Genomic DNA, 20219 nt, shown 5'->3' with positions numbered 1-20219 from the left:
CCAATGAAAAACTTAATCAAAAAATCAATCACTATCTTGTTAATCTCCACTTTTGGTTTGGCTGCCTATGCTGCTGATGAAGAAGTATCTCCTAGCGATTTGTCATTTTCTGCTGGTGTCAAACTATGGAACAGTCAATGGCAAGCAAGCTACGGCCCCTATCCATATAATTCCAACACAAAGCCAGTAGCTATTTATACAATTGCTGGGCGCTATAAAGATTTTTCTTTATCATTAAGTAGTCTCGCAAAGACTACTTATGATTTATCTATCGATTATCAAAATAATACTACGATTTTCCCAAGTGATCGCTCGGAGTGGGATGTTAATTTTTCTTATTTTTTACACCCTAATTTGTCTGCATCTATTGGCTACAAAAATCTTAAATTTTTTCAAAATACAAAAATCAATGGCCCTGTTATCGGCTTGTCAGGCTTTGCTCCGATGAATGATAATTTTGGAATATATGGTAGCCTTGGTATTGGATGGCTTGAAACAAAAACAATTTCTCAAAAATACAACACCAACTACGAGCTTGGTGAAGTAGGATTGGCCTATTCTTTTGATAAAAAACCAAGCTTTGTTAAAGGATTAACTGCTACTGTAGGATACCGTTTTCAAAAATTAACAGCCAACAAAACCCATGAAACATCCAATGGTGGTAAACATGACTCCAGAGACACTACCTCAGGCCTCACTATCGGCCTGATTGGTAGTTTCTAAACGCTTTTTTAAGCCCCCACACTGCCCGCGCCATTGAAAATCCAATTGCGCTGGGCTGTAAACACTGCATTCGGGTAAGGGTCACGGCCCCGGCTGCCGTTGTAGCGCCCCAAGGCCATAAACAAATCGCCGCGCTCGCGCTCTAAATAGTGGCGCAAAATCACACAACCAAAACGCAAGTTGGTTTGCATATGGAACAATTTTCCGGGGTCGCCATCGCCAATCACGCGCGTCCAAAACGGCATCACCTGCATATAGCCACGCGCTCCGACGCTAGAGATGGCAAATTTGCGAAACGCGCTTTCCACCTGAATCAGCCCCAGCACCAGCGATACATCCAACCCAGCGCGTTTGCTTTCGTACCAAGCCGTTTGCAAAAAATCGCGGCGCACGTCTAAATCGGGTTTGCGTTTGTACAGGCGCTCGCTCATGGCCGTCAGCCAGTGGATATAGGCAATGCGCGCTTCGGTCGAGGCAAATTCTGGCTCGGGTGGAGCCTGATTGAGTACCGCCGAACTCAGCGCAGTACGCACCGAATCCATCAGTGGCTCTTCTAATTGTCCACCCGCATGGGCCACCGAGGGGCTGCCCAAGTACCAGGCCGGTGCGGCCACCAGCGAAGCCAAAGAGGCCAAGCTGGCGCGGCGCGACACCCCAGCACCCGCAGCGTTGCGGTGCGCGCTCATACGCCCAGTTGGCCCTTGAGGTGGGCCAAAATATCCGCAGTGGCCATTTTGGTGGCAGCGGCATCGCGGCGATGCTGGTATTCCACCACGCCCTCTTTCAGGCCCCGGTCGCCAATCGTGATGCGGTGTGGCACGCCAATCAGCTCCCAATCGGCAAACATGGCACCGGGACGCTCGCCACGGTCGTCTAGTATCACGTCGATACCTTCGGCCAGCAATTGGGCATACAGGGCCTCGGCGGCCTCTTTCACCGCCGGGAAGCGCTCGGGTGTGATGGGGCACAGCACCACGGTGAAGGGCGCAATCGCATCCGGCCAGATGATGCCGCGCTCATCATGGTTCTGTTCAATTGCGGCAGCGGGCAGGCGGGTGATGCCGATGCCGTAGCAACCCATTTCAAAAAAGGCGGGTTTGCCATCTTCGGCCAAGAAGGTAGCATTCATGGCCTGCGAGTATTTAGTACCCAGATAGAACACATGGCCGACTTCAATGCCGCGCTCAATCGCCAATGCGCCCTGACCATCGGGAGATGGGTCCCCAGCGACGACATTCCGCAAGTCTGCCACCCGTTCAGGCTCGGGCAAATCCCGGCCCCAGTTGACCCCCGTGGTGTGGAAGTCGGGCGCGTTGGCCCCGCAAATCCAATCGGCCAGCACCGCCACTTCCCGATCGACCACCAACTGCACCGGCTTTTGCAGCTTCAGTGGCCCCAAATAGCCCGGTTCACAGCCAAAGTGTTCTACGATTTCTGCGGTCGAGGCAAAACGGAAGCCTTGGTCTAGCCCCGGCACCTTGGCCACTTTGATTTCGTTCATTTCGTGGTCGCCACGCAGCAGCAGCAGCCAAATTTGGCTTTGGATGATTTCGCCTTGCTCGTTGAGCTGGTCAGTGGCCAACACCATAGATTTGACGGTCTGTTGCAGCGGTACGCCCAGCAAAGCGGCCACATCGGCACAGGTGGTTTTGCCGGGGGTGGGGGCTTGGGCCAGCGGCTGGCTGGCGGCGGGGCGGGCTTGGCTGGGGGGCAGGGCCTCGGCTTTTTCTAGGTTGGCGGCGTAGTTGCTGTTGGGGCAATAGACAATCGCATCTTCACCCGTGGCGGCAATCACTTGGAATTCTTCGCTCAAGTCGCCACCAATCGCACCACTGTCGGCGGCCACTGCGCGGTAGGTCAGGCCAAAGCGGTCAAAAATGCGCCGATAGGCCGTTGCCATGATTTGGTAGCTGGCTTTGGCGCTGGCTTGGTCGCGGTCAAAGCTGTAAGCATCCTTCATGACAAACTCGCGTCCGCGCATCAGGCCAAAGCGTGGGCGGCGCTCATCGCGGAACTTGGTTTGGATTTGGTACAGGTTTTTGGGCAGCTGCTTGTAGCTCTTGAACTCTTGGCGCGCAATATCTGTCACCACTTCTTCGCTGGTGGGCTGGATGACAAAATCGCGCCCATGCCGGTCGCGGATACGCATCATCTCTGGCCCCATTTTGTCGAAGCGGCCGGTTTCTTGCCACAGCTCTGCCGGTTGTACCACCGGCATGGTCAACTCGATGGCGCCAGCGCGGTCCATTTCTTCGCGCACAATAGCTTCTACCTTGCGAATCACGCGCAGGCCCATTGGCATATAGCTGTAAATGCCAGCACCCAATTTTTTAATCATGCCAGCGCGGGTCATGAGCTGGTGGCTGACTACTTCGGCATCAGCAGGGGCTTCTTTGAGGGTGGAAATCAGGAACTGGGAGGCTTTCATTGGAATGCGGCTGGCCCATAGGACAAGCTCCCCTTGTGGCGTGCAAAGGGCCGTGCATAATGGACTCAGTTTAAAAAAAATTGGGGTTTGATTATGCTTGACCGGGACGGCTTTCGGCCCAACGTCGGCATCATCCTGCTCAACCAGAGAAACCAAGTGTTCTGGGGCAAACGCATACGCACCCACAGTTGGCAGTTTCCGCAAGGTGGCATTGACCGGGGTGAAACCCCCGAGCAAGCCATGTTCCGCGAACTCCACGAAGAGGTAGGCTTACAGCCTAGCCATGTGCGCGTGGTTGCCCGCACCCGGGACTGGTTGCGCTACGAGGTGCCTGAGAGGTACGTTCGCCGCGATATACGCGGCCACTACAGAGGCCAAAAACAAATTTGGTACTTGCTACAACTGATCGGTTACGACACCGATTTGAATCTACGGGCCAGCAGCCACCCCGAGTTTGACGCTTGGCGCTGGAACGATTATTGGGTGCCGCTGGATGTGGTGGTCGATTTTAAGCGCAGTGTTTATCGCATGGCGCTGACCGAATTGGCGCGCTTTTTACCGCGCCACGAGCAACGCAACCGCTATTTGCGCGGTAGCGGTGGGTTTCGTGGGCGCGATGCGGAGCCGGGCTATGGCGGCGGCATGTTGTTGCGCCACGGCCATTTGCTGTTGCACCGGGATATGGAACTGCCGCCGGGCGCGACCTTTGACCCAGACCCCCGCACCAACTTTGTGGCCCCCCCAGAGCCGGTGGTGCAGCTCAAGCCCGCTTAGTGGCTGCTCAGCACTAAATTGTCGCGGTGTACCATTTCGGGTTCTGCGGCATAGCCGAGCAGGCTTTCAAACTCTAAAGAGGGCTTGCGGCACAGCAGACGTGCCTCGGCGCTGGCGTAATTGGCCAAGCCACGGGCGATTTCTGCGCCGCTGCTATCGCGGATGGCAATGACATCGCCACGGGCGAACTCGCCCTCTACTGCCGTCATACCGATGGGCAGCAGGCTTTTGCCTTCGTGGCGCAGTTTGGCAGCTGCACCATCGTCCACCACCACGGCACCGCGCAGTTGCAGGTGGTCGGCCATCCATTGCTTGCGTGCTTGGGTTTTGGCGGTTTGGGCCACCAACAGTGTGCCTATGCTTTGGCCCTGCACGAGGCGCAGCAGCACATCGGGTTCTCGGCCCCAGGCAATCACGCTAGAAGCGCCAGAACCGGCCGCGCGTTTGGCCGCCAAAATTTTGGTAATCATGCCGCCCCGGCCAATGCTGGAGCCTGCGCCACCGGCCATCGCTTCTAAAGCCGGGTCTCCGGCTTTGGCTTCGTGGACAAACTGTGCTGCTGGGTCGCGGCGCGGGTCGGCGGTGTAGAGACCCTTTTGGTCCGTCAGGATGACCAAGGCATCGGCCTCGACCAAATTGGCCACCAAAGCGCCTAGCGTGTCGTTGTCGCCAAACTTGATTTCGTCGTTGACGACGGTGTCGTTTTCGTTAATCACCGGCACCACGCCCAAGCCCAGCAGGGTCAGGAGCGTGCTACGCGCGTTCAGGTAGCGCTCGCGGTCGGCCAAATCCGCATGGGTGAGCAGCACTTGGGCGCTGCCAATGCCGTTTTCGCGCAGTTTGGTTTCGTACATCTGCGCCAGCCCCATTTGACCCACCGCCGCTGCCGCTTGCAGCTCGTGGATTTCTTTCGGGCGGCTTGTCCAGCCTAGGCGCTTCATGCCTTCGGCAATCGCCCCGCTAGAGACCATAATCACCTCGCGCGGCACGCCATCGGCACTGCCACGCACCAGCGCGGCCAGCTGGCGACTCCATTCACCAATGGCCACTTCGTCCAAGCCCCGGCCTTCGTTGGTGACCAAACTGGAACCGACTTTGACCACCAAACGGCGCGCATGGCGCAACACATCTGACACTTGATTTTGATCCATGTGGATTATTGGGCAGAAAAAGGGTTTCAGGTAGGCTCAGCAAAGCGCGGATCGACTTCTTCGCCCTTGTCCTTAAAGCGCGGGTCCACCTCGGCCACTGGGGCTTGTTCGGCGATTTGTTGTGCCTTGACGTGGCGGTAAATGGCGTGAATCAGGCCCTCGCAGCCTTCGCGCGTCAGGGCGGAGATTTCAAACACCGGCCCTTTCCACTTGAAGCGCTTGACAAAATCGGCCACCAAAGCGGCGCGCTCGTCTTGCGGCACCATGTCCAGTTTATTGAGTACCAACCAGCGCGGTTTGTCGTGCAGGGCTTTGTCGTATTTTTTTAACTCGCCCACAATCGCTTTGGCTTGCGCCACCGGGTCCACGGCATCGTCAAACGGGGCCATGTCGATGATGTGCAGCAGCAGGCGCGTGCGTTGCAAATGGCGCAAAAACTGGTGCCCTAAGCCCGCACCCTCGGAAGCACCTTCAATCAGGCCGGGAATATCGGCAATGACAAAACTTTGCTCTGGCCCGACGCGCACCACGCCCAAATTGGGGTGCAAGGTGGTGAAAGGGTAATCGGCAATTTTGGGGCGGGCGTTAGAGACTGCGGCGATAAAAGTGGATTTACCGGCGTTGGGCATTCCCAGCAAACCGACATCGGCCAGCACTTTCAGTTCTAACTTGAGGTTTTTGCGCTCGCCGGGCCAGCCGGGGGTTTTCTGTCGGGGGGCGCGGTTAATCGCGCTCTTGAAGCGTAAATTGCCAAAACCGCCATCGCCGCCTTTGGCAATGGTGATGACCTCGCCCGGCTCCAATAATTCGTACAGCACTTCACCGGTTTCGGCATCGGTGATGATGGTACCGACGGGCATCTTCAGGGTGATGTCATCGCCCGCAGCACCGAACATGTCTGAGCCCATGCCATGCTCGCCGCGCTTGGCTTCGTGGCGGCGCGAGTAGCGGTAATCTACCAGCGTGTTCAGGTTGGGGTCTGCCACGGCAAACACATGGCCGCCACGACCGCCATCGCCGCCGTTGGGGCCACCGAATTCCTTGTATTTTTCGTGCCGGAACGACACGCAACCATTGCCACCATCACCGGCGGCAATGTCTATGTAGGCTTCGTCAACGAATTTCATCAGAACTCCAAGTGTACAAAACAGCAGCTTGCATGGCGATTTTTATCAGCCAAAAAGCACAAAGCCGTTCCATCAGACTTATGCAAACTTACTCATTGCTGAGGCAATCTGTTGCTGATTTCCTGCTTCATAGAGGCCGGTTTCACCGCGCTCTTGCGAGCGCGGCCAGAGCCTTCCTCTCCACAGGCTGTCACCGAACATACAGCCATAGACTGTATGCGCTGGCAGTCGCCAGCCGAACTCTCGGCCACTTGTTTCAAATTGATTGCCGCGTTCACATCCCGATCATGGTTGGCACCACATTCGGGGCATGTCCACTGGCGTACTGATAGAGGCAAGCTCTCTAGCTTGTGCCCACAGGCTGAACAGGTCTTGCTGCTGGCAAAAAATCGATCAGCCACTACTACTTGCCCACCGCGCATCGCTGCCTTGTAGTGCAATTGCCGCCGAAATTCAAAGAACCCCATATCGGCGATTGAACGTGCCAAGCAACGATTTTTCAGCATACCTTTGACGTTGAGGTCTTCAATACCGATGGTATGAAATTGGCGCGTCAAGTTGGTGGTAAGCTGGTGCAAAGCATCTGAGCGGATGTTGGCGGCACGTGCGTGCAGTTTGGCCAGCTTGGTTTTGGTTTTGTTGCGGTTGTTAGAGCCTTTTTGCTTGCGGCTCAAGCTGCGCGACAAGCGTTGCAGCCGCCTTAGCAAAACCTTATGCGGCTTAGGGCCAGCGATGCTTTCTCCAGTTGAGAGCGTTGCCAGCGCAGAGACACCCAAATCGACACCTACCGCGCCTTGGTTATCGGCTGTGGGCAAATGTACATTATCTGGGATATCTACGGTGACGCTGACAAACCAGCAATCCGCCACACGAGAGATTGTCGCCGACATGATTTTTCCGACAAAACGCAACGCCTCACGCATACGCACCCAGCCTAAGTGAGGGATACGTATGCGAAAAGCGTCAATACCGAATTGATCGTTGGTGAGGCTAAATCCGTCATGCCGCCCCTTCTTGCGAAACTGTGGGTATTTAGCCCGTCCAGTAAAAAAATTCTTGAAAGCATCACCTAACTGCATGATCGCCATTTGAGGTGCATTTTTGGTCACTTCCAACATCCACGGAAACTGCTCACGCTTAATGGCATTGAGTTGCCGTCGTAGTGCTCCTTGGGAGGGCTTGGGTAAACTGTTATCGGCTTTGTGCCTCTCGTACTGCTGCGTCCACTGTGCCAGTGCCCAGTTGTAAGCAAAGCGTGCCACGCCCGCAGCACGGGCTAAATAGGTAGCCTGTGCGTTGTTGGGGTCGAGAGCGATACGATGGGCAATGAGCATGTGGGGATGCAATTTTGAAGCGCATGACCAGCGATATCTGTACTGCACTGGGTGCTTGAAAAAGCAAAGCCCCGACCAGGCGGGGCTTAGGATGCCATCAGCGCGTAAGGTCTTAGGCTGCAGCAGTCACGTTGACTGTGTGCTTAGACAATGCGCCCTTGGTAGCAAACGACACGTGGCCATCTACCAGAGCAAACAGGGTGTGGTCTTTGCCCACGCCGACGTTGGTGCCGGGGTGGAACTTGGTGCCACGTTGGCGCACGATGATAGAGCCAGCGCTGATGAGTTCACCGCCGAAGGCTTTCACGCCGAGCATTTTGGGCTTGGAATCGCGCCCGTTTCGCGTAGAGCCGCCGCCTTTTTTCTGTGCCATGACTAAAGCTCCTGTTTAAGCAGCGATGTCGCCGATTTGCAGTTCGGTGAACTGTTGACGGTGACCTTGGCGTTTTTGATAGTGCTTGCGACGGCGCATCTTGAAGATATGCACCTTGTCGTGCTTGCCGTGGGCAACCACAGTTGCCTTGACAGTAGCGCCGGACACCAGGGGTGTGCCAACCTTGATTTCAGCGCCGTTGCCGACAGCCAAAACTTGGTCAATCACGATTTCCTGGCCTACGTCCGCAGCAATCTGTTCTACTTTAATTTTTTCGCCGGAAGCAACGCGATACTGCTTGCCGCCGGTTTTTATGACCGCGTACATGTGAACCTCTTGGTTTGTGAGTTTCCGAAAAAGAATTTTCACGGAACCAAAAATTATACCAGATAGCTTTGGCTCTGCTTATACCTTAAAAACCTTCATCACCTCATCGCCCAAGTGGTTGATGACCTTCACCGCCACGCGGCCTGACTTGGGCTTGTCAAATGGGCGCGAGGTGTCACTGTTGAGCGTGTCCCAGGCTTCCCGGTCAATCTCGGCCTTGAGCGTGGTTTTCAGGGCGCTATACGGGTCATTGGCCCCCAAAAAGTAGGCGTGGCGCACGAAGAAGCTTTCTTGGTCGTAATCGGTATCAATAAACCAGCAGGCGATGCCGTCGGCTCCGTGGCTGACCACTTCGCCGGTTTGGGGCTTGAACACGTCCACGCCGTTGACTTTGATGCACATCTGGCCGTTGGGCTGGGGCAGTAAGGTGATGTCTGGCTCGCCAAAAATGACAAACAAATTGCCCTTGCCGGTGTTCTTCAGGTCTTCGGCCATGTGCAGGTCGGCATTCATGCGCGCCTTGAGTACCGGAATGCGGCCCAGCTTGGAAAACTCGGTGGCGTGGGCTTCGTAGTTGAAGGCGCAGGCTATCAGCACGTCAAAACCGGCATCGCCACACTCGCGGGCGGCTTCTACCAAGTCGCTGCGCTGCACAGTGCCAAACTCGGGGCCAATAAAGATACCGGCGCGTTTTTCCACTTCGCCTTCCATGTAGCGGCCTTCGGCACACACTGCACCCTCGCCCGGCCAAGGGGTCAGGGAGGTGAAGCTGATGCGGTCGGCCTTGTCGGCTTGCTGCACGCCAGCGGTTTTGAGGTTGTCCAGAATCATCTGCGGGAACGACTGGCGGGCGTGGTAGTCGGCACTCTGCTCTTGGGCCGCGTCTATTAGCTCGTCGTTTTCGTCCACGGCCAGCATACGGTGCGGGCTGAGGGATTCGACAGTGAAGGGGCCAGCGACGCGCACCGCCTTTTTGTTGTCATAGGGTTTGTCGTAGAGGTATTCAAACTCGGCCTTGGCGGCAATCGAGGCATCTATTTCTTTTTGCCGGGCGATGCGGGCTTGCCACCATTGGGCGTGCAGCTGGGTGGGATGTTCGGGCTGCTCGGGCAACTGGCGCGGAATTTCCCATTCTTGCCAATTTTTGCCCAGCGCGGCGTTGAGCTGTTCGCGCAGTGGCTCCAGCGTGGCTTGCCATTGGTCCCAAATCACGTCAATCTCGGCGTTGTTGGCGATGGATTTGAGGGTGATGTGCGGCACGCGCTCATAAACAAAGCCGTGGCGGATATTGCCCTGCACCGGCTGCGTGCTGGGGGCCGTGCGGGTGATTTCGGCTTCTTTTTGCTGGCCTTCGCGCGAGTCGGCCAGCAGGTAGAACGGGTAGCGTGCGCCCATGATGCGGGCGCGGGCCAAAGCCAAGGCCACGCGCGAGGTGTCGATGGTAATCCAGCGGCGGCCCCATTGCTCGGCCACGGTGGCGGTGGTGCCGCTGCCGCAGGTCGGGTCAAGGACTAAATCACCGGGGTCGGTGGCCATGAGAATGCAGCGAGCTACTGCTTCCGTCGCGGTCTGAACAACGTAAACCTTTGGGTCAGAGCGACTTTGAACCCCACCGATATCGAGCCAAATGTTTGTGCGCGGGTTTGCAGCAAAATCATCCAGGAAGCGAACATAACGAGGAGTTGCGCCTTCAAGCATTACTCGTTCGGCCTTTGCTGTCCGAACTAAGCCATCAACAGTTGTCTTCCAGTGCAAGCCTTTTGGCGCCGCCCATTGTTTCCCAAGGTAAGGGAACACCTGCTCAGAACCTGACTCGCCTTGCGACGTCAGCTGATCTGACGTCGCAAGGCGAGTCAGTTCGTGAGCGGAATTCCTTAACGCCTGAATAGTGGAAGTCTCCCGATACTTTGTCGCGCCAGCTTCACCAGCCTGCTTGGCTGTTAATAAATCACGATACTTCAGCAAAGGCTTTTTTTTGGCAAACCAAACCATGTAGTCAGCGACGTTCGATAACGTATCGCTTGAAAAACCGGTGGTTTTCGCATACGCAATCGTCGAGACAAAATTATCTTCCCCAAACACCTCATCCATCACCGCCCGCACCCGGTGGACGTTTTCATCCCCAATCTGCACAAAAATGGAGCCGGATTCGGTCAACAAATCCCGTGCCACGGTCAGCCGGTCGCGCAAATAGGTCAGGTAGCTGTGGATGCCATCGCGCCAAGTGTCCCGAAACGCCTTCACCTGCTCCGGCTCGCGGGTAATGTGCTGCGCGTTGCCGTCCTTCACATCGCGGCTGGTGGTACTCCACTGAAAATTGCTGTTAAATTTGATGCCGTAGGGTGGGTCAAAGTAGATGCACTGCACCTTGCCGCGCAAGCCTTCGCGTTCGGCCAAGCTGGCCATCACTTGCAGGCTGTCGCCCAGAATCATGCGGTTTGTCCAGTTCTGGTCGTGCTGGTAAAACTCGGTTTTGTCCGCGCCCTTGGGGATGCCGTTAAAGTCTGAGAACAAGTCGGCGGTGGACTGCCCAGCTTGATGCTCGCGCTCTTTGCTGCTGCGTAGCAGGTCGTCAATCAGCGCTTTGGGGTGGACTTTTTCCTGAATATAAAGCGGCGGCGCGTTGACTACCAAGTCGCTCCAGTCTTGCTCGTCCTTGCCGCGCCAGACCAGTTGCGGGTCCAGGTCGGTGTTGCGCGGGTAGCGCACTTGCTGGGGGGCAATATGTTCTTGGGCGGCAATGGATTGCTGCTCTACCGAAGGAATGTTTTTGCGTTTGGCCTCGTCGTGGGTGAGGGTTTCGACGTTTTTGGTGCTGATTTTGGTAGCCATGCTTATGCGTTCCCGGTGGCGGCCTTGCTGGCAGCGGTGTCTAGCAGTTGGTTAAATTGGGCATCGAGTTTGGCTTTGAAATCGGCCTGCATCTGAAACACCTCGGTGAACTCGGCAAAGGCCCAGCGGCCATAGTGCCCCAAGTGGTTTACGCCCGGCACCCAGTAGGTGTCCATCGTGGATTTTTTCTCGATGGCATCCTCGCCCCGGTAGCCTTTGATTTCGACCACCAAATGCAGCGGGTCGGCCATGCCGTGGCCATCGTCCACCAGCACAATGAAATCTGGCCGGTAGTGGCGCAGGCTGGAGCCAAAGCGGTAGGGCACTTCTAGCCCGAGGTTGTGGTTTTTGACGTAGGCCAGCACCTTGGGGTGCGCTTCGGCCACGCGGCAGAATTCGGCCTCCCAGTCGCTGTCCAAAATCACCCAATTGAGCTGGCAGTGCTTGGAGCTGGTCTGCCAGCGGTCTAGCTTGCTGGTGTTAAAGCGCACATGGGCGCTGGAGCCGGTGGGGTTGTAGGCATCGAGCAGCACTTTGATGGGGCGCTGGCCCTCAAACTGGCGCGTGATGGCGGCAGTGATTTTGTTGCAGGCCATGTCGGCCAGCTCTTGGTACATCAGCAGCGCGGGGTAGGTGTCGCCCTTGCAAACCAAGTATTTGGGATGGCCGTTGTCGTCCACTGCCTCCAGCCACTGCTTAACGATGCGTTTGAGCTGGCCAAACAGGTGCAGCTTGGGGGCTTCGCCGGGGTCGCGCCACTTGGTGTAAAGCAGGCGCTGGGTCAGGTGAAACAGCAGCGTGCTGGAGCGCATATCGCCCAAGTGCTGGAGGCTCATATCGACACCTTCGCCGATGATGCCCGAAACCCGGGTGATGGACGGGCCAACCAGTGCCGGGCTGAGGGTGAGGACGGATTCGTCGTTGAAGCTGGCGCTTAGGCGCTCTTGGGGTAGCTCGACGCGGTAGCCTTCGACGCGCGGAAAGCGGATTTCTAAGGCATCGCGCTCTGGGCGCATGGCTTTGACCTGCACCGTCTCGCGTGGCGGCTGGGGCGGTGCAATCACCGGCTTGGCGGTAAAGTTGAACGGAATGCCAAACACATCGGCATATTCGACGTTAAACAGCCCTTGCTCGTTCAACTCGTAGGACTGGCGGCGCAACGCACGGCCAATCACTTGCTCGCACAGCAACTGGGTGCCAAAGGCGCGAATACCCAGCACATGGGTGACGGTGTTGGCATCCCAGCCTTCGGTCAGCATGGAAACCGACACCACGCAGCGGATGCCACTACCCAACTGACCAGCCTTGCCCACGGTGTTCATGACCTCGCGCAGCAGTTCTTGGTCGGTGATGTTGTCGCCAGCACGGGCATCGCCACTGCGCTCGACGATTTCGCGGCGGAAGCGCTCGATTTCATCGGCGGCCATGTTGCGAAAGCTGGCATCTAGCGCATCACCGGCTTCGAGTTGTTCGCTGTCAATCAGCAGGGTGTTGGGGCGCGGCAGTGGGTGGCCGGTGGTGTCGTTAAAGTTGCGGAACAAGGCCAAGCGGCCATTTTCTAGCGTTGTGGTGCCGTTGTCGTTCTGGCGCTGAAAGCCGGAAACAAAGTCATACACCAGCTTGGAGATGGCGCAATTTTGGCAGACGATGATGAAGCAGGGCGGCACCTTGATGCCGCGCTCTTGCCACACCTTGTAGGTTTTTTCGTAGTGGCCATACAGCGCCAGCAGCGCCGTTTGCAGGCGCAGGGGCAGCTTGAGGGGGTCTAGTTCGCCACCAGTGCCACGGCCCTTTTTGGGCATGTCTTTGCCGATGTGCTCCCACAGGTTGCGAAACACCGGCATTTCTTCGCCGGGGATGTTCTCGGCCACCGGCACGCGCGGCAGTTTGACGATGCCGCATTCAATGGCATCCATCAGCGAGAAGTCGCTCATCGTCCAAGGGAACAGTGTGCCTTCGGCGTAGCCCGATCCGCTCAAAAAGAACGGCGTGGCCGACAGGTCCATGACGCGGGTAACGCCCAGCTTACGGTTGACGGCTTCAATGCCAGAAATCCACAGGCGCGCGGCCTCGTTGTTCTTTTCGGCCTCTTTCTTTTCGTCGCCTTTCAGGGCTTCGTCATTGTCCGTTTGGGGCTTTTCGCGGTAGCAGTGGTGGGCCTCGTCATTGAGAATCATGATGTTTTTCAGGCCCATCAGGTCGGGCATGACGCGCTGAATCATCTGGCCTTCGGTTTCCAGCGTCAGTGGGGTGTCGCCCGTGCGGCCTTGCAGCAACTGGCGGCCACCCTTGGACAGCTCGATGCGCTCGCGCAGTTTAAAGGCGTGGTAGTTGGTGATGGTGATTTTGGCCTTGCTGATGTCGCCCAGTAGGTCCGTGGGCAGCAGTTCGCGGTCTTTGTAGTAGCTGTTGGGGTCGTTGGGTTGCAAGACGCGCAGGCGGTCTTTGATGGTCAGGCCGGGGGCGCAAATCAGAAAACCGCGTGTGAAATGTTTGCTGTTGGGGTGGCGCACCGCGTTGATGGTTTGCCAGGCAATCAGCATGGCCATGACGGTGGTTTTGCCAGCACCGGTGGCCAGTTTGAGGGCCAAACGCATCAGTCCGGGGTTCGCCCCTTGGTTGGCACTGGCCAGATGCTCCAGCAAGAACTTGCCGTTTTTGCTCTGTGGCGCAACTTCGGTTAGCCAGATAGCGGTTTCGGCGGCTTCGACCTGGCAAAAGAACGGGCGCACGCCGCTGAAGTGGTGGTGTCGCCAATGTTGCAGCAGGCGTGCCGTCTCTGGCGTGACTTGCCACTGCGCTGGGTTGGGCAGGCTGCGCCAAGTGTCCACGGCTTGGCGCACTTGGTTGATGATGGAGGTGGTGTCGTACTGCTGCGCCGCAGTGGAGAGGTCTTTGCCCTCCTGAAACACCATCTCGTTTTGTGTGGCCGCCTTTTTGCGTTTCTTCGGCTTGGGGATGGGGGTGATGAATTCAGCACGCCTGCGGGTAGGCAAAATTTGCTGGGTGGGTTGCCCGTCGGTATCCAGTTCCCAGTGACGCTGTGGGCAGTCGTAGGGGGAATTGAGAATAGGGCGTTCAAAGAAGGGATTGGAAGAGGTCACGGCGCACCAAGTTTACTGGCCCTGCCAGCAGGGGCGTGCAACTTCCTATAATTTGGCCCACCGTTAGCGACCACCACCTTGACAGCCTTTGCCCCCCCACCCTCTGCTACTGCCGCCTCGCCGCTTGCCCTGATTCAGGACGATATGCGTGCGGTTGACCAGGTCATTGCCGACCGCCTTGCCTCTGGCGTGCCCTTGGTGGGCCAGATTTCACAATACATTATTGCCGCTGGTGGCAAGCGCCTGCGCCCAGCGTTGCTGCTGCTGCTCAGTGGAGCGTTGGGCTACCAGCAGGCGCATCGCTTCTCTTTGGCTGCCGTGGTGGAATTTATCCATACCGCCACGCTGCTGCACGATGATGTGGTGGATGACTCTACCCTGCGCCGGGGCCGCCCCACGGCCAACGAGACTTTTGGCAACCCCGCCAGTGTGTTGGTGGGGGACTTTTTGTATTCGCGCGCCTTCCAAATGATGGTCGAAGTGGGCCAAATGCGAATTATGGAGATTTTGGCCGATGCCACTAACATCATCTCCGAAGGTGAAGTGTTGCAGCTGATGAATATGCACGATGCTTCGCTGAGCGAGGAGGGCTATCTGCTGGTGATTCGCTCCAAAACGGCCAAACTGTTCGAGGCCAGCGCACGGCTGGCAGCGGTGCTGGCAGGCAGCAGCACCGAGGTGGAACAAGCCTGCGCCACTTATGGCCAAGCCTTGGGCACCGCCTTCCAAATCATTGACGACGTGCTGGACTACGATGGCGACCCAGCCGAATTGGGTAAAAATTTGGGCGATGATTTGCGCGAGGGCAAGGCCACCCTGCCGCTGATTGTGGCCATGCAGCGTGGCACGCCAGAGCAAGCCGCTGTGGTGCGCCACGCGATTGAGCAAGGCAGCGCGGACCAACTCGAAAGCATTGTGGCGATTGTGCGCCAAACGGGTGCTTTGTCGGCAGCGCGGGCCGCTGCTGCTGCTGAAGCACAACGTGCGATAGCCGCATTAGCGTGCTTGCCCGTCAATGGATATTCTGCCTGTTTGCTACAATTGGCGGCTCAGCTTTTAGAGCGCCGCACCTGAAAACGCATCGTTGGCGGCGCCAAAGTATCGGGGTGTAGCTTAGCCTGGTAGAGCGCTACGTTCGGGACGTAGAGGCCGGAGGTTCGAATCCTCTCACCCCGACCAAGTTTCCCCTAGGGAGAAGGCAGTTTTTTCAGGCTGCCAGCCCCAAAAAAGTGCCAGTAGATATCCAAGGTTAGAACTGGGTGCAGGTAGCCATAATGTGCAGCATATCTGTTACCTCTTCGGCCACTCTACTGACATGCTCGACGACATCAAAAAAACCCTTTGGGCCACCGCCGACAAACTACGCGCCAACATGGACGCTGCCGAGTACAAACACTTGGTGCTTGGCCTGATTTTTCTGAAGTACGTCTCGGACACCTTTACCGCCCGGCGCGCTGAAATGGCCGCCCGCTTACAAGACCCGAACGATGAGTTTTACTACGGCGAAGCGAGCCAGGAAGACATCGATGCCGAGCTGGAAGACCGCGACTACTACACCAGCGCCAACGTCTTTTGGGTGCCCGAGGGCGCACGTTGGGAGACGCTGCGCACGCTGGCCAAGCACCCCGAGATTGGCAAGTTCATCGACGGTGCCTTGACCACCATCGAAATTGAGAACCCGAAACTCAAGGGCATTTTGGACAAACGCTATGCCCGTGCCCAATTGCCCGATGGCAAGTTGGGTGAGTTGGTCGATTTAATTTCTACCATTGGCTTTGGTGACAACCCTAGTACCGCGCGGGATGTGCTGGGCCAAGTGTACGAATACTTTTTGGGAATGTTTGCCAGTGCCGAGGGCAAGCGCGGTGGCCAGTTCTATACGCCAGCCAGCATCGTCAAAACCTTAGTTTCTATTCTCAGCCCCCACTCTGGCAAGGTCTATGACCCCTGCTGTGGCTCGGGCGGTATGTTTGTGCAGTCGGAAAAGTTCATCGAAGCCCACGGCGGCAAGATTGGCGATGTGTCCATCTACGGCCAGGAAGCCAACCCTACTACTTGGCGTTTGGCAGCCATGAACTTGGCCATCCGGGGCATCGACTTCAACTTAGGCCGTGAGCCGGGCGACACTTTCACCAAGAACCAGCACCCCGACCTGCGCGCCGATTTCATCCTCGCCAACCCACCCTTCAACATCTCCGACTGGTGGCATGGCAGCCTCGAAGGTGACCCGCGCTGGGAGTTTGGCGACCCACCCCAAGGCAATGCCAACTATGCATGGTTGCAGCACATGCTGTACCACCTCAAGCCCACGGGCCGTGCGGGCATCGTGTTGGCCAATGGTTCCATGAGTTCTAGCCAGAACAACGAAGGCGTGATTCGCGCCGCGATGGTGGACGCTGACGTGGTGGAAGTGATGGTGGCGCTGCCGGGGCAACTGTTCTTTAACACCCAAATTCCCGCCTGCCTGTGGTTCTTGGCCAAGCAGAAACGGCGTAAGGGCGAGGTGCTGTTTATAGACGCACGCAAACTGGGCAAGATGATTAGCCGTGTGCAAGCAGAGTTAGACGATGCCACCATCACCCGCATTGCCGAGACTGTGGCCGCATGGCGCGGCGAGGTGGAAGCCGGGGCTAGCATCACTGAGTACCAAGATCAACCGGGCTTTTGCCGCAGCGTGCCGCTGGCTGAAATCGCTCAACACGGCCATGTGCTGACCCCCGGCCGCTATGTGGGCGCTGAAGCGGTAGAGGACGACGACGAAGCCTTTGACGACAAAATGCGCAAACTCACTGAAAAACTGGGCGAACAAATGGCCAAAGGTGCGGAGTTGGATGCGCTGATTCGGCAAAAGCTGGGCGGGCTGGGGTATGAGTTTTGATAGGTGGTTAGATTGAACCCATTCGACGCACCCTCCAATATCGCCATCGTGAACGAACCATTTGCCGTAGAAGACCACGAAACCCCCTTCGGCCAACGCTGGGGCGGCGAAGTGTTTACCCTCACCGCCGAACATCTGGCCGCCTTGCAGGCAGGCAAAACTTTGGCGCTGGACGTGCAAAATGAGTACGTCACCTTTGTATGCTTGGAAGGCCATTGACCATGCTGGACACCTACGAAGCCGTTTTGCATCCCAATGGGCAACTGCAATTTTTTGACTTGCCAAGCGATGCGCTCCAGCTGCCGCGCCGAGTGTTGGTGACGTTCATCGACGAAGCACCCTCAGGCGATACTGCCCTGTGTGGTGTGCGTCTGAACGAAATTCCACTGGCTCCAAACTGGTGCAAAGACCGAGAAGGCTAGGCGATGCGTGCTAACCTTTTACCCCACCAGCCCGAGTACCACGCTTGGCTAGGCGAACTCAAAACCCGCTTTCGGCAAGTGCAGCTCAAGGCGGCGGTAGTCGTCAATAGCGCCTTGCGTGAGGCGGCAATTGCGAAACAGCCTGTTGCGCAAATGCTGTCCATCCCGTGGGGCCACCACCTCGCCATCTTTTGAGCATAAACCCTATATAAAAGAATGTAACCATGTCCGACATTAGTCTTGAAGCCTTGCAGCTTGCCGTGAACGCTGTGGAAGATGGGTTGAATGATTATAGTTATGCCAAAGAATCGGCATCACGCTTGGTATTAATTGCCCGCGATGGTGCGATTCAGCGCTTCGAGGTGGCAATGGATTTGACCCGGCAAATGGTGATTCGGGTATTGAAAGAAAAATATGCGATGGATGAGGCCAGCGCCAAAAGAGGCTGGATACGCGAAGCGGCCAAGCTGGGCATGATTGCCGATGCCGAAAGCTGGTTTGGTTTTTTATCTGCACGCGACCGCACTTCACACACCTACGATGCAGAAATCGCCGCCAACGTATTTGCGCAAATTCCTGAATTTTTGGCCCATGTACGCCACCTTCTGCAAAGGCTGCCTGCCCATGTTGCTTGATATGCGAGAAGACCACCTGAAAATCGTTCAGGATATTTTAAAAAAGTATGTGCCAGAGCGCGAAGTCTGGGCCTTTGGCTCGCGGGCTAAGTGGACGGCCAAGGAGTATTCTGATTTGGATTTGTGCATTCTGGGTGAAATGCCACTGGGTTTTGCTACGCTGGGTTTGATGGAGGAAGCCTTGGATGAATCCGATTTGCCCTACAAGGTAGATTTGGTCGATTGGGCGACTACCAGTGCATCATTTTGCAAGATTATTGAGCTGGATAAGGTTGTGGTGCAGGTGGGGGCTCAAGGTAAACGCGGGGGCGGGAGGATGATTTCTAAAACCTACAGACTGTCTGATATTGCAAATGTCCAAGGAGGTTACGCTTTTAAGAGTGCAGATTTTGGAAACGAAGGCATCGCAGTTATCAAGATTGCAAACATTCAACCGCCTGTTGTGTCACTGGTTAGTGTTGATAGGGTTGCGCCGGAAAAGGTAACCGAATTAGAACGTTTCAGGTTACGGGATGGTGATATTCTTATGGCGATGACTGGGGCCACTGTTGGCAAAGTCGGTCGATTCAAAGAAACTGAACCTGCTTACTTGAATCAGCGAGTCGCAAGAATTACAGCGCAGAATGGAAAGAAATTTGACGATTTCATTTATGCAGTGGTTTCGCAGCCTGGATTTGATGAATTTATTGAAGGGGCTTCTGCGGGGAGCGCTCAAGCAAACATTAGCGCAGCAGGTATAGGCTCCGTCAAAATTCCTCAGCTTACTGAGTCTGAGCAACTTGCAATCGGTAAAATTGCACGAATACTCGACGACCGAATCACCCTCCTACGCGAAACCAACGCCACACTGGAAGCCATCGCCCAAGCATTGTTTAAGTCATGGTTTGTCGATTTCGACCCCGTGCGCGCCAAAATGGAAGGCCGAGTCACCGAAGGCATGGACGAGGCCACGGCGGCGCTGTTCCCCGATAGCTTCGAGGAAACGGAGTTGGGGCTGGTGCCGAAGGGGTGGCGGGTGATGCCCATTGGTGATGCAGTTGACGCTGTAGGTGGTGCAACACCAGACACCAAAACTGCTGCCTATTGGGAGCCAGCCATTCACTGCTGGACAACGCCAAAAGACCTTTCTGGCATTGCCGCACCGGTACTGTTAGGCACTGAACGCAAACTCAGCGATAAAGGCTTGGCAAAAATTGGTTCTGGATTGTTGCCCATTGGAACATTGTTGTTGTCTTCTCGCGCCCCGATTGGCTATTTAGCACTGGCCCAAGTGCCGCTGGCTATCAACCAAGGCTACATCGCTATGCCTCCCGGTGGCTTATTGCCTCCGCTGTACCTGCTGTTTTGGTGTCGTGAAAACATGGAAAGCATTAAAGGCCGGGCCAATGGTTCGACCTTTATGGAGATTAGCAAAAAGGCGTTTCGGCCTATTCCGGCATTGGTGCCGTCACCAGACGTGGTACAGGCGTTTATGGATGTGGCTGAGGCATTGTTTGAGCGGCTTATTGAAAATGAGAAGCAGGCCCAAAACCTCTCCACCCTCCGCGACACCTTGCTCCCGCGCCTAATTTCCGGCACTTTGCGCCTGCCTGAAGTCCCATCTAGCCTTGAAGAAGCACACCCATGAAACTCCCGCTCCTCCAAATCGCCCTGGCTTTTGCCGCCGCCATGCCTTTGGTGGCCAGTGCCCAAGACAGCCATCTGTCCAAAAAGTTCGACGCTTGCATGGACAAGTCGGGTGGTGTCACGATGGACATGATTGATTGCATCGGCGCAGAAATCGAACGTCAGGATGTCCGCTTGAACAAGGCCTACAAGTCCCTGATGACCAACCTGACCCCTGAGCGCAAAAAGCAACTGCAAGAGGCCCAACGGGCTTGGATAAAGTTTCGCGACTTGAACTGCAATTTTTACCACGACCCCTATGGGGGCAGCATCGCCCGCGTCAACGCCAATAGCTGCCTGATGACCATGACAGCCGACCGCGCCAAAGAGCTGGAAAACTTCATCGCCCAAGCCTCGTAGCTTGGGTTGTGTGCAACGATGCTTTCATAACCAACAAACATATGAAAGAAGGCTTTAATTTGGATAGCATCAACCTAAGAAAGGCT

Annotated in this window: 19 protein-coding genes and 1 tRNA gene; 11 read left to right on the top strand and 9 right to left on the bottom strand. The window is 56.2% G+C overall.

What is annotated here, in order from left to right; translation table 11 throughout:
* Positions 1-3: 3 nt before the first annotated feature.
* On the top strand, positions 4-723 hold the full coding sequence (locus tag PHX60_RS00250) for a hypothetical protein (protein WP_300072950.1): 720 nt from the start codon (positions 4-6) through the stop codon (positions 721-723).
* Positions 724-731: 8 nt separating this feature from the next.
* Here PHX60_RS00250 and PHX60_RS00245 read toward each other — a convergent pair whose 3' ends face one another.
* Together PHX60_RS00245 and PHX60_RS00240 are read right to left on the bottom strand one after the other, a co-directional pair.
* Complete coding sequence (locus PHX60_RS00245) at positions 732-1409, bottom strand: lytic transglycosylase domain-containing protein (protein WP_300072949.1); 678 nt, start codon at positions 1407-1409, stop codon at positions 732-734.
* Entirely contained in the window at positions 1406-3151 is a 1746-nt protein-coding gene (locus PHX60_RS00240; protein WP_300072946.1) for a proline--tRNA ligase, read from the bottom strand. The genes PHX60_RS00245 and PHX60_RS00240 overlap by 4 nt, the downstream gene beginning before the upstream one ends.
* A 93-nt stretch (positions 3152-3244) precedes the next feature.
* Between PHX60_RS00240 and PHX60_RS00235 the strand changes: the two genes are divergently transcribed.
* A complete protein-coding gene (locus PHX60_RS00235) occupies positions 3245-3925 on the top strand; it encodes an RNA pyrophosphohydrolase (protein WP_300072943.1) in 681 nt (226 codons plus the stop codon).
* Here PHX60_RS00235 and proB read toward each other — a convergent pair.
* From proB to PHX60_RS00200, 7 genes are all read right to left on the bottom strand, one after another.
* On the bottom strand, positions 3922-5076 hold the full coding sequence (proB, locus tag PHX60_RS00230) for a glutamate 5-kinase (RefSeq protein ID WP_300072940.1): 1155 nt from the start codon (positions 5074-5076) through the stop codon (positions 3922-3924). The genes PHX60_RS00235 and proB overlap by 4 nt on opposite strands.
* 26 nt (positions 5077-5102) lie before the next feature.
* A complete protein-coding gene (gene cgtA / locus PHX60_RS00225) occupies positions 5103-6203 on the bottom strand; it encodes an Obg family GTPase CgtA (protein WP_300072937.1) in 1101 nt (366 codons plus the stop codon).
* 92 nt (positions 6204-6295) lie between these two features.
* Positions 6296-7537, bottom strand: coding sequence for an RNA-guided endonuclease TnpB family protein (locus PHX60_RS00220; protein ID WP_300072935.1), 1242 nt, complete (start codon positions 7535-7537; stop codon positions 6296-6298).
* 112 nt (positions 7538-7649) lie between these two features.
* A complete protein-coding gene (gene rpmA, locus PHX60_RS00215; RefSeq protein WP_300072933.1) occupies positions 7650-7910 on the bottom strand; it encodes a 50S ribosomal protein L27 in 261 nt (86 codons plus the stop codon).
* A gap of 15 nt (positions 7911-7925) precedes the next feature.
* On the bottom strand, positions 7926-8237 hold the full coding sequence (gene rplU / locus PHX60_RS00210; protein ID WP_091459059.1) for a 50S ribosomal protein L21: 312 nt from the start codon (positions 8235-8237) through the stop codon (positions 7926-7928).
* Between the two features lie 78 nt (positions 8238-8315).
* Entirely contained in the window at positions 8316-11069 is a 2754-nt protein-coding gene (locus PHX60_RS00205; protein WP_300072931.1) for a site-specific DNA-methyltransferase, read from the bottom strand.
* A 2-nt stretch (positions 11070-11071) separates the two neighbouring features.
* Entirely contained in the window at positions 11072-14173 is a 3102-nt protein-coding gene (locus PHX60_RS00200; protein ID WP_366144323.1) for a BPTD_3080 family restriction endonuclease, read from the bottom strand.
* A 144-nt stretch (positions 14174-14317) separates the two neighbouring features.
* Here PHX60_RS00200 and PHX60_RS00195 point away from each other — a divergent pair, with 144 nt between their 5' ends.
* The 9 genes from PHX60_RS00195 (at position 14318) to PHX60_RS00155 (ending at position 20133) form a co-directional block, all read left to right on the top strand.
* Positions 14318-15247 carry a polyprenyl synthetase family protein gene (locus tag PHX60_RS00195; protein WP_300073603.1) on the top strand — a complete coding sequence of 310 codons (930 nt, stop codon included), beginning with the start codon at positions 14318-14320 and terminating at the stop codon, positions 15245-15247.
* A gap of 28 nt (positions 15248-15275) precedes the next feature.
* Positions 15276-15352: transfer RNA gene (locus PHX60_RS00190), tRNA-Pro, on the top strand.
* Between the two features lie 136 nt (positions 15353-15488).
* Positions 15489-17051: a class I SAM-dependent DNA methyltransferase gene (locus PHX60_RS00185; protein WP_300072928.1), complete on the top strand. Its 1563-nt coding sequence runs from the start codon at positions 15489-15491 to the stop codon at positions 17049-17051.
* Between the two features lie 48 nt (positions 17052-17099).
* The gene (locus PHX60_RS00180) at positions 17100-17270 is read left to right on the top strand and encodes a hypothetical protein (protein WP_300072925.1); all 171 of its coding nucleotides are present in this window, start codon (positions 17100-17102) and stop codon (positions 17268-17270) included.
* 2 nt (positions 17271-17272) lie between these two features.
* Positions 17273-17473, top strand: a complete 201-nt coding sequence (locus tag PHX60_RS00175; protein ID WP_300072922.1) for a hypothetical protein — start codon at positions 17273-17275, stop codon at positions 17471-17473.
* A 3-nt stretch (positions 17474-17476) separates the two neighbouring features.
* On the top strand, positions 17477-17668 hold the full coding sequence (locus PHX60_RS00170; protein ID WP_300072919.1) for a hypothetical protein: 192 nt from the start codon (positions 17477-17479) through the stop codon (positions 17666-17668).
* A 29-nt stretch (positions 17669-17697) separates the two neighbouring features.
* Entirely contained in the window at positions 17698-18108 is a 411-nt protein-coding gene (locus tag PHX60_RS00165) for an HI0074 family nucleotidyltransferase substrate-binding subunit (RefSeq protein ID WP_300072916.1), read from the top strand.
* Positions 18065-19735 (top strand): restriction endonuclease subunit S, encoded by a 1671-nt coding sequence (locus PHX60_RS00160; RefSeq protein WP_300072914.1) that lies wholly within the window; start codon positions 18065-18067, stop codon positions 19733-19735. Before PHX60_RS00165 ends, PHX60_RS00160 begins: the two co-directional genes overlap by 44 nt.
* Complete coding sequence (locus PHX60_RS00155) at positions 19732-20133, top strand: lysozyme inhibitor LprI family protein (RefSeq protein ID WP_300072911.1); 402 nt, start codon at positions 19732-19734, stop codon at positions 20131-20133. The genes PHX60_RS00160 and PHX60_RS00155 overlap by 4 nt, the downstream gene beginning before the upstream one ends.
* Positions 20134-20219 lie beyond the last annotated feature (86 nt).

The sequence above is a fragment of the Giesbergeria sp. genome, assembly GCF_028686475.1.
Classification (GTDB): domain Bacteria; phylum Pseudomonadota; class Gammaproteobacteria; order Burkholderiales; family Burkholderiaceae_C; genus Simplicispira.
This window is presented reverse-complemented; position numbering and strand designations above follow the sequence as displayed.

Coding starts and splice junctions, on each gene's coding strand:
- PHX60_RS00185 (WP_300072928.1), top strand. CDS start 15,489: ATGCTCGACGACATCAAAAAAACCCTTTGGGCCACCGCCGACAAACTA.
- PHX60_RS00195 (WP_300073603.1), top strand. CDS start 14,318: ATGCGTGCGGTTGACCAGGTCATTGCCGACCGCCTTGCCTCTGGCGTG.
- PHX60_RS00250 (WP_300072950.1), top strand. CDS start 4: ATGAAAAACTTAATCAAAAAATCAATCACTATCTTGTTAATCTCCACT.
- rpmA (WP_300072933.1), bottom strand. CDS start 7,910: ATGGCACAGAAAAAAGGCGGCGGCTCTACGCGAAACGGGCGCGATTCC.
- PHX60_RS00240 (WP_300072946.1), bottom strand. CDS start 3,151: ATGAAAGCCTCCCAGTTCCTGATTTCCACCCTCAAAGAAGCCCCTGCT.
- PHX60_RS00220 (WP_300072935.1), bottom strand. CDS start 7,537: ATGCTCATTGCCCATCGTATCGCTCTCGACCCCAACAACGCACAGGCT.
- PHX60_RS00160 (WP_300072914.1), top strand. CDS start 18,065: ATGTACGCCACCTTCTGCAAAGGCTGCCTGCCCATGTTGCTTGATATG.
- PHX60_RS00235 (WP_300072943.1), top strand. CDS start 3,245: ATGCTTGACCGGGACGGCTTTCGGCCCAACGTCGGCATCATCCTGCTC.
- PHX60_RS00165 (WP_300072916.1), top strand. CDS start 17,698: ATGTCCGACATTAGTCTTGAAGCCTTGCAGCTTGCCGTGAACGCTGTG.
- PHX60_RS00170 (WP_300072919.1), top strand. CDS start 17,477: ATGCGTGCTAACCTTTTACCCCACCAGCCCGAGTACCACGCTTGGCTA.
- cgtA (WP_300072937.1), bottom strand. CDS start 6,203: ATGAAATTCGTTGACGAAGCCTACATAGACATTGCCGCCGGTGATGGT.
- PHX60_RS00245 (WP_300072949.1), bottom strand. CDS start 1,409: ATGAGCGCGCACCGCAACGCTGCGGGTGCTGGGGTGTCGCGCCGCGCC.
- PHX60_RS00155 (WP_300072911.1), top strand. CDS start 19,732: ATGAAACTCCCGCTCCTCCAAATCGCCCTGGCTTTTGCCGCCGCCATG.
- proB (WP_300072940.1), bottom strand. CDS start 5,076: ATGGATCAAAATCAAGTGTCAGATGTGTTGCGCCATGCGCGCCGTTTG.
- PHX60_RS00205 (WP_300072931.1), bottom strand. CDS start 11,069: ATGGCTACCAAAATCAGCACCAAAAACGTCGAAACCCTCACCCACGAC.
- rplU (WP_091459059.1), bottom strand. CDS start 8,237: ATGTACGCGGTCATAAAAACCGGCGGCAAGCAGTATCGCGTTGCTTCC.
- PHX60_RS00175 (WP_300072922.1), top strand. CDS start 17,273: ATGCTGGACACCTACGAAGCCGTTTTGCATCCCAATGGGCAACTGCAA.